4 protein-coding genes are annotated in these 7889 nt (G+C 73.3%); 1 reads left to right on the top strand and 3 read right to left on the bottom strand.

Annotated features, from left to right (window positions below; genetic code table 11):
• Window positions 1-162: 162 nt before the first annotated feature.
• Window positions 163-360, top strand: a complete 198-nt coding sequence (locus ABD901_RS57805; protein ID WP_345144783.1) for a Rossmann-fold NAD(P)-binding domain-containing protein — start codon at window positions 163-165, stop codon at window positions 358-360.
• Window positions 361-619: 259 nt separating this feature from the next.
• Here ABD901_RS57805 and ABD901_RS57800 read toward each other — a convergent pair whose 3' ends face one another.
• The 3 genes from ABD901_RS57800 to ABD901_RS57790 are packed head-to-tail and all read right to left on the bottom strand — an operon-like array spanning window position 620 to window position 7543.
• Window positions 620-1492: an ABC transporter ATP-binding protein gene (locus tag ABD901_RS57800; RefSeq protein WP_345144781.1), complete on the bottom strand. Its 873-nt coding sequence runs from the start codon at window positions 1490-1492 to the stop codon at window positions 620-622.
• 13 nt (window positions 1493-1505) lie between these two features.
• Complete coding sequence (locus ABD901_RS57795) at window positions 1506-4565, bottom strand: ABC transporter permease (RefSeq protein WP_345144779.1); 3060 nt, start codon at window positions 4563-4565, stop codon at window positions 1506-1508.
• Window positions 4562-7543 carry an FtsX-like permease family protein gene (locus ABD901_RS57790; RefSeq protein WP_345144777.1) on the bottom strand — a complete coding sequence of 994 codons (2982 nt, stop codon included), beginning with the start codon at window positions 7541-7543 and terminating at the stop codon, window positions 4562-4564. Before ABD901_RS57790 ends, ABD901_RS57795 begins: the two co-directional genes overlap by 4 nt.
• Between the last annotated feature and the right edge of the window lie 346 nt (window positions 7544-7889).

Raw genomic sequence — 7889 nt, 5'->3', positions numbered from 1 at the left:
GGACCTCATCACCCGCCGAAAGGCCGGCGGTGACGGCGGCCTCGAAGCCCTGCGCGTACTGAAACGACGCCTCTCCGACGTCATCTACCAAGCCCTACGAGCCAACGCCGCATCGAGCTCTTGACAGAGGAGCTATGTACAGTCCCGACGGCGTCGTGGGCGATGACCGAGGCGGTACGCCAAGATCTCGGCCCCAAGGGCATCCAGGTCGCCGGAGTGCACGGCAGCTTCCTGGGCACCGAGATGACCGCGTACGTCGCATCGGAGCTGAAGGCCGATCCGGCCAAGGTCGCCGCTTACACACTCGACGAGGTCGCCGCCGGATCCCTGGAGATCCTGGCCGACGACATCACGCGGTAGGCCAAACAGCAGCTCTCCCAGCCGCCGGCCACCACCTGACAAGGGCCGGCGGCCGGGAGCAGCTGATGCGACGATGCCGTGCCCGCTGGGCGTGTCGTGATCAATCTGCGGGATTCGTCTGCGCCGCGGGTTGTGATCCGGTAGATCGTTTGCGTGACGCGAGTGCAACTGACGGACGAGGAGTGGGAGTTCATCGGGCCGTACCTGCCCACCGGCGAGTACGGCCCGTGCCCCGAGCGCCTGCGGCGGGGTCATGGCCCTAGTTTTGCGCGTGCCCCAGGTTGTCTGCCGCAAGTGATCGGTCGGACCCACCCGCCACCAGCGTGACGGCCCCGTCGATGTGCTCGACGGTGAACAGGGTGCCCGGTGGAAAGTTGCCGAGGACCTCCGGCGGCAGCTGTACCGTGCCGTCGCCCGCTACCACCGCGAAGTCCTGGCCGTCGCGCCCCTCGGCGCCGACCCGCCCGTCGCGGATCGTCACCGCGCGGCCGAGCCGGGTGCCGACCTCGCCGTCGTGGGTGACCACGACGATGGTGGTGTTGCGCTCGCGGTTGACGGTCTCGAGCGCCTCGAGGACCTCGTCGCGGCCGTGGGTGTCGAGCTGGCTGGTCGGCTCGTCGACGAGCAGCAGCCCGGGGCCGGCGGCGATGCCGACGGCGAGCGCGGCCCGCTGGCGGGCGCCGGGGGCCAGCTCGTCGATGCGGGAGCGGCCCAGGCCGGGCAGTCCGACCAGGTCGAGGATGCGGTCGGGGTCGTCGAGCTTGATCCCCTCGGTGCGGGCCGCCCGCCGCTGGGCCAGCCAGATGTTGCGGTGCAGCGAGGCGTACGGCAGCAGGTTGCGCGCCGCGCCCTGCAGCACCACGCCGATCTCGGTGCCGCGCAGCCGGGCGATCTCGCCGTCGGAGAGCTTGCCCATGTCGTAGGTGCCGATGTTGACCCGCCCGGCCGAGGGGCGCATCAGCCCCGCGAGCAGGGCGATGAGCGTCGACTTGCCGGAGCCCGACGGCCCGACGAGCGCGAGCGTCTCGCCCGGGCCGATCGAGAGGTCGACGCCGGCCAGCGCGACGACGTCGCCGGCCTCCGCCTGGTAGATGTGCACGGCCCGTCGGCAGGCGACTGCCAATCCGTTCATCGCGTCCCCATCATCATCGCTTTCGCTGTGTCGTAGCCGCACGAAGCCGGGCACCGGCGACGATCGCCGCCGCGGCGAGCAGGGCCGAGGCGGCCGCCCAGGCGACCACGACCGGGACAGGCGACGGCCAGTACGACGCCTGGAAGCCCTGGGGGTCGTCGCTGAATACCGGAAGATATTCCCGCACCAGCAGCCAGCTGGCCAGGGCCGCGAACGGCGCGATCAGCGCCGCGGTGCCGACCAGGGCCAGATAGCCGCTCGCGCCCGCGTCGCGCCGGGCCACGCCCTGGGCCCGCAGGGCGCGCAGCTCGCCGGCGCGGCGCAGCCGGTCGAGGCTCGCGACGAGCCACAGCGCGCCGGTCGCGAGCAGCACGGCGAGGCCGCCGGCGAGCTCGTGGAAGCGCAGCGCGACGGCGGGGCCCTGCTCGTCGAGCGCGGCGCGTAGCGGGCCGACGGCGCGGTCGCCGGTGACGGTCAGGCCCTGCGCCCGGACCCGGTCCAGGATGTCGGGCGGGGCGTCCGGGCCGAGGAAGATCTGCGGGTACTCCGCGTCGCCGCCGTCGGTGGCCTCCCGCTCGGCGTAGTCCAGGTCGACGATCCCGCCGCGGTACCCAAGCTTCGGCACCGTTTCGACCTCACCCACGATTGTGATCGTCTGGCGCGACTCGTCGAAGCCAGTCATGTGATCACCGATGCCGGCGGTGCGGGCCATGACGATGGGCATCGGCGACGGGACGTCGGTCGGCATGATGCGCACCGCGACGTCGGCACCCTTGTACCCGGAGATCTCGGCGCGCAGCCCGTCCTTCGCCGCGGTCAGCTCCGGCACGAGCAGCTTTGGCCCCGGCGACTCCGGCGCGCGCCAGCCGTCGGTGTCGGCGAAGGCCGCCTCGTCGACCAGGGCGGCGCCGCGCTGGCTGAGGCTGTGCAGCGTCATCGTCACGTCGAAGCCGCGCCCATCCGGCTGCTCCAGCTCGAGGGCCGCGAGCCGGCACTTGTTCACGCACATCGGCAGGTTGCGGGTGTAGGTGCGCCGGCCGGTCCGCACCTGGCCGAGGTCGACGCGCCCGACGTCGGAGCCGTCGCTGGGCACCACGACGGCGACCCAGTGCACCCCGTACGCGTCGACGAGGGCGTCGATGGTGACGTCCAGGGACAGGTCCTTGTTGTCCACCATGATCGTCGGGCGGCCCGGGTCCGGCTTCAGCCGCCGCGCCGCCTCGGCGGCGGGCAGGGCCGGGTCGTCCCACAGCGCGGTGGCGGCAAGGGCGTTGCTGTCCACGGCCAGCATCGGCGGTACCGCGCTGTCCTCGGAGACCGGCAGCATGGCCGCGGCCATCGCGAAGCGGCCCTGCGGGTCGATCGCGCGGACCTTGGACAGCAGCGCGGCCCGGCTGACCGGCTCGATCGACAGCACCCGCGGCGCGCCGAGCTCGACCCGGGTGCGCCGGTCCCGGGCGTCGCTGGAGGCGCTGGCCGCGGTCGCGGCGAAGATGAGCAGGCCGATGGCGACGACGAACAGGGCGAGCACGCGCTGCGTGCCGGGCCGGCGCGACAGCGTGTACGCGGCCAGCGTCGGCCCGATCCGGCCGCGGCGCATCGCGCGCCGGCCGACGCGCTCGGCGATGGGCAGCACGGCGCGTGCGGTCAGCAGCGCCGTCGCGATCACCACCGCCGACGGGGCGATCAGTGCGAAGCCGGTCAGCCCGCCGCTGCCCCAGCGCAGCTGCACCACCGCGACGACGGTGAGCACCACGACGACGACCTCGAATACTGGCGCGCCCCAGCGCGAGACCCGGCTGGGCACGTTGCGCAGCAGGTCGGCGGTGCGCTTGGCCAGCTCCGCGCGCTGCGCCAGCAGCGTGGCGAGCAGCGCGCCGCCGAGCGAGGCCAGCGCCCACCAGTTCAGGCCGGCCGACAGCGGTACATCGGAGGACGAGCTCAGCAACACTCGGGCGGCGACGCGGACCATGAAGTGGCCGAGCACGAAGCCGGCCGCGGCGCCGGCCAGGATGGGCAGCACGCTCTCCCCCGCCGCCAGCCACCAGCGCCGTGGCGCCGACACGCCGCGTAGCGCGAACAGGCCGAGCTCGAGCCGGCGCTCCTGGGTGGCGGCGGCCACCGCGATGAACAGCACGAACCAGCAGAGCAGCACCAGGGGTACCGCCGCGACGGGAACCACCTCGGCGACCAGGTCCCGGTCGCCGTTGATGCGGGTGAGCAGGGCGGGCAGCTCGGTGTGCACGGTCGCGTGGCCGGGCAGCGCCGCCAGCTTGTCCTTGCCGGCCTGGACCGAGGCGTTGATAGCGTCTAGCGAGTCGCGGGTGATCGCCGAGTCGTCGATGACCACGTCGAGGGCCTGCCGCTCGGTACCGTGCTCGAGGGCCTCCAGGGTCAGACCGTGCTCGAGGGCCTCCAGGGTGAGGCGGCTGGCGAAGGCCGGCTCGGTGGTCTGCCGGGCGGTGTAGCGCGGGTTGAAGTAGTCGGCGTCGGACCAGTACTGCTCGGCCTTGTTCCTGGGTTCGAACGCGCCGACCAGGGTGAGCGTGGAGTTCGGGCCGGCCGGGATGAAGTCACCGCTCTCCGCGTCGATCGTGGCGTAGCAGGCCTGGAAGGTGTCGCCGACGTGCAGCCCGAGGCGCTCGATCGCCGCGGTGCTCAGCACGACTTCGGTCTCGCTGACGAAGCAGCGCCCGGCGGTGAAGCGCAGGTGGGCGCAGACGTCGTCGCGGTAGACGAACCGCGGCGCGATCGTCGTGATCTTCGCGTCGTTCGGGGTGATTATGGTGTCGTACTCGGTGCTGAAGACACTCGAGAAGCCGCTGTCATTGAACAACTGCGGTACGAGGTCCTCGAAGTCGACGTCCTGGAGGGTCGGCGAGGTGCGGCGGGCCTGCACGACCCGCTCGGTGACCGGCGCGGCGGAGACCTCGCTGCGCACCACGGCACGGTCGGCCGCGGCCGAGTACACCGGCGCGCTGACCGCCGCGGCCATCGCGAACACGGCGAGCAGGAAGGCGGTGAGGGCCTGCCCCGGGCGGGCCCTCACCATGGACAGGATCAGCCCGATCACGGTGCGCTCCATCCGTCGCCGAAGTAGGGCAGGACATCGCCGATATAGGCGCGGATCAGGGCAGCCAGCAGCAGCCCGAACAGCAGCGAGGCGACCGCCAGCACCAGGTAGCCCTCCACGCTGACCCGCTTGACCAGCCGGGCCGGGGCGCCCTGGGCGCGCAGCGCGCCGAGCTCCCGGGCCCGCGGCCGCCGCTCGACGGCGGCGACCACCATCGCGGAGCCGATCGCCAGGGCCAGCCCGACGACCGCGGACAGCAGCATGAACTGCACGGTGAGCGGCGGGCCGAACGACGCGTACCGCTCGGCGACACCGTCAATCGACTCCTCGCCGAGCACGAGCAGGCCGTGGTCCTGCAGCAGCTTGGTGATGTCGGCCGGTGCGCTCGCGTTGAGCCAGACCTGCAGCGACTCGCCAGCGCCGAAGTCGGCGCCGAGGCGGTCGGCGTACTCGAGGTCGGCGAGCACGCCGTGGTCGCCGAGGCGGGGCAGCCACTGGGCGCGGCCGACGACGTTCTCGGAGATCGAGATCGAGCCGTAGCGCAGCCGCTGGTCGCCAACGAGCCGCGGCTGCAGCTTCGACGCCCGCACGCTGGTCAGCGGCGCCGGGGAGTCCAGGGGGTACACACCGGGGTCGACGGCGCCACCGGAGTGGATCGGGGCGACCATGAGCCGCATCCCGTCGGCGACTGGCGTGACGATGAGGTTGGGCGGGTTGCCGTTGACGCCGAGCCGCCACCGGGTGCGGTCGGCGAGCATCTCCTTGCTCAGCACCGGCCGGCCGTCGTCCCCGGTCATGGCGTGGACGGTCACCTCGACGCCCGGGCGGGCGGCGAAGAAGACCTTCTGCTCGAGCGTGCTCTGCATGATCTGCAGCGAGCTGAGCCGGCATCCGGGCGCGTTCGCGCAGCCCGGGACGGCGGCGCGCAGTGTCTGGCGCCCCTCGGCGAGCGGTCCGAGGCGGGCGCCGACCCGGGTGCCCTTGGGGTCGGCGAACACGACGTCGAGGTACACCACCCGGCTCGGATCGTTGACCGAGTAGTGGTTGGTGAAGTCCAGCGCGAGCTCACCGGCGGTGAAATAGATCGGCGCCGGGGCGTCGGGGTGCAGGAGGGCCGCGGTCTCGGCGGCGCCCGGGCCGTACTCCGGGCGCCAGGTCGCGACCTTCGCCAGCCGCGGGCTGTCGACCAGCAGGACCCGGTCGGAGCCCGAGCGAAGCGACTCGACCGCCGCCATCGCGTGCTCGCCGCGCGGATCGACGGCGCGCACCGCGTTGAGCAGCGCGAGCCGGTTCTCCGCGCGGACGGACAGCACCCGGTCGGTGCCGACCTCCAGTTCGGCCCGGGCCCGGCCCTCGTTGCGCCCGTGGTTCCAGGTCAGCGCCGAGGTGCACAGCAGCGCCACGGTCACGATCATCAGCGCCGCGAGCCGATGTACGCCGGGGCGGCGGGCCAGGTAGATCGCGGACAGCGCCCGGGCAGGCCGGCCGTGGCGCAGCGCCCCCTCGACCATCCGCCCCGCGGTGAACGTGATGAGCCGCGCCGCGACCAGCGCGAAGGCGAGGGCGGCGAGGCCGGGGGCGAGCAGGGCCAGGCCGGCGGCGTCGCCCGAGGCGCGGTGTTTGACCTGGTAGACGGCCGCCGCCGCGAGCGCCACGAGGACCAGGTCGAACAGGTCGCGCCAGAGCCGGGAGCGGGCCGAGCCCTGGCGCAGCAGCTCGGAGACGCTGGAGGACAGCGACCGGCGCTCGGCCAGCAGCGCGGCGAGCAGCGCGCCGAGGACGGCGACGGCGACCGCGCCGCCGGACAGCGCGGCGGCCTGTTCGTTGACCGACGCGTTGCGGATCGCGCCGGTGACGGCGGTCGCGGCGGCGTATCCGATCGGCAGGCCCAGCAGGGCGCCGGCCAGCATCGGCAGGGCGCTCTGCCCACTCACCAGCGTCCACGAGCGCGCCCGGGTCGCGCCGCGCAGCTTCACCAGGCCGATGTCGGGGCGGCGTTCCTCGCCGGTGTACTTCACCGCGAGGTACAGCGCGAACCAGCACAGCACCAGGAGCTGGAAGGCGCCGACCGGCACGCCCAGGGAGACCAGCCGCCGGTCCCGCTCGACCTTGTCGAGCGTGGCGCCCAGCTGCGTGTTGAGCGTGAGGCGGTTGTTGCCGGCCTCGACGGTGGCCGCGGAGAGCCGGGACCGCACCTCCTCCGGCGCGTGGTCGACCAGCAGCGAGGGTTCGGCCACCATGTCGACGATCGTGCGGATCGGCACCGGCAGGCCCTTGTCGAACAGGGCGGGCGCGGCGAGCAGCGCGTCGTCGACGGGCTCGGTGATCTCCGGCGCGGCGCTGCTCGGCAGGGACTTGGCGACCAGCTGGTCGGTGCTGCTCCAGAACGGGTCGTTGGGGTCGTCGGGGCGGTAGACGCCGACGACCCTGAGCTGGATCGGCCGGGGCAGCCCGGAGTTGGCGAACGTCAGCGCGTCGCCCGGCTTGACCCGCAGCCAGCGGGCAGTGCGGTAGCTGACCATCACCTCGTCGGCGGCGCCCGGGCAGCGGCCCTCGATCGTGGCGTGCGAGCAGGCATCGGTGCGCAGCGCCAGCGGCGAGTCCGACGTGCGGGCGGCGCCGGGGTCGGTCGGCTGCACGCCGCCGGCGCCGACCTGGCCGGCCAGGTACGCCTCGGTGTACGTGGTGAACCCGGAGAGCCCGACGATCCGCTGCGTCTGCTTCGCCTCGGCCGCCAGCTGAGCCTCGACGGAGCCGCCCTTGACGGAGCCGCCGTCGACGGGCCCCTTGCCGATCGTCTCCAGCGAACGTTCCTGGATCGATGCGCTCTCCACGTGCCGGGTGGCCATCCGCTCTGTGGAGGCGAGCACGTACCAGGGCGAGGCTGCTGCGCCAGCGGCAGCCAGGGTGCTGAGCAGCAGCAATGTCAGCGCTTGTGCGCGCCGGGCCCGCAGCGCTGCGAGCACGAGTGTCAGCAAGGCCCCTCCCCTTGGTCAAGGTCGTCCTCGGTCTGGATGAATACCGCCCAGTTGCGATGGTTCGTCACCGCAGCGGGTGGACCTGCCCGCCGGCCCGGCCGGAGCCTCGCACCGTCGTGCGGTCCACGGCCAGGGCGTGCCACGGCCTGGGTGGGGGTCGGTGGCTCCACCGCCGGTGTCGGCGTCGGCGGGTCAGGCCGCAGCAGCCACGCGTGACGCCCTCAGGCGGCGATCGCCGCGTCCACCAAGGCCGCCGCGATGCCGCGTGCGACTGCGGCGGCTGCTGGGTCTCGGTCCATCCGTGCGGCCACTGTCGCGCCGTCGTAGAGCAGGACGAGCTGTGCCG

Origin of the sequence: Dactylosporangium darangshiense (assembly GCF_039537565.1) — a bacterium.
GTDB lineage: Bacteria > Actinomycetota > Actinomycetes > Mycobacteriales > Micromonosporaceae > Dactylosporangium > Dactylosporangium darangshiense.
Note: the sequence above shows the minus strand (reverse complement) of the source record. Positions and strands in the feature narration are given on the sequence as shown.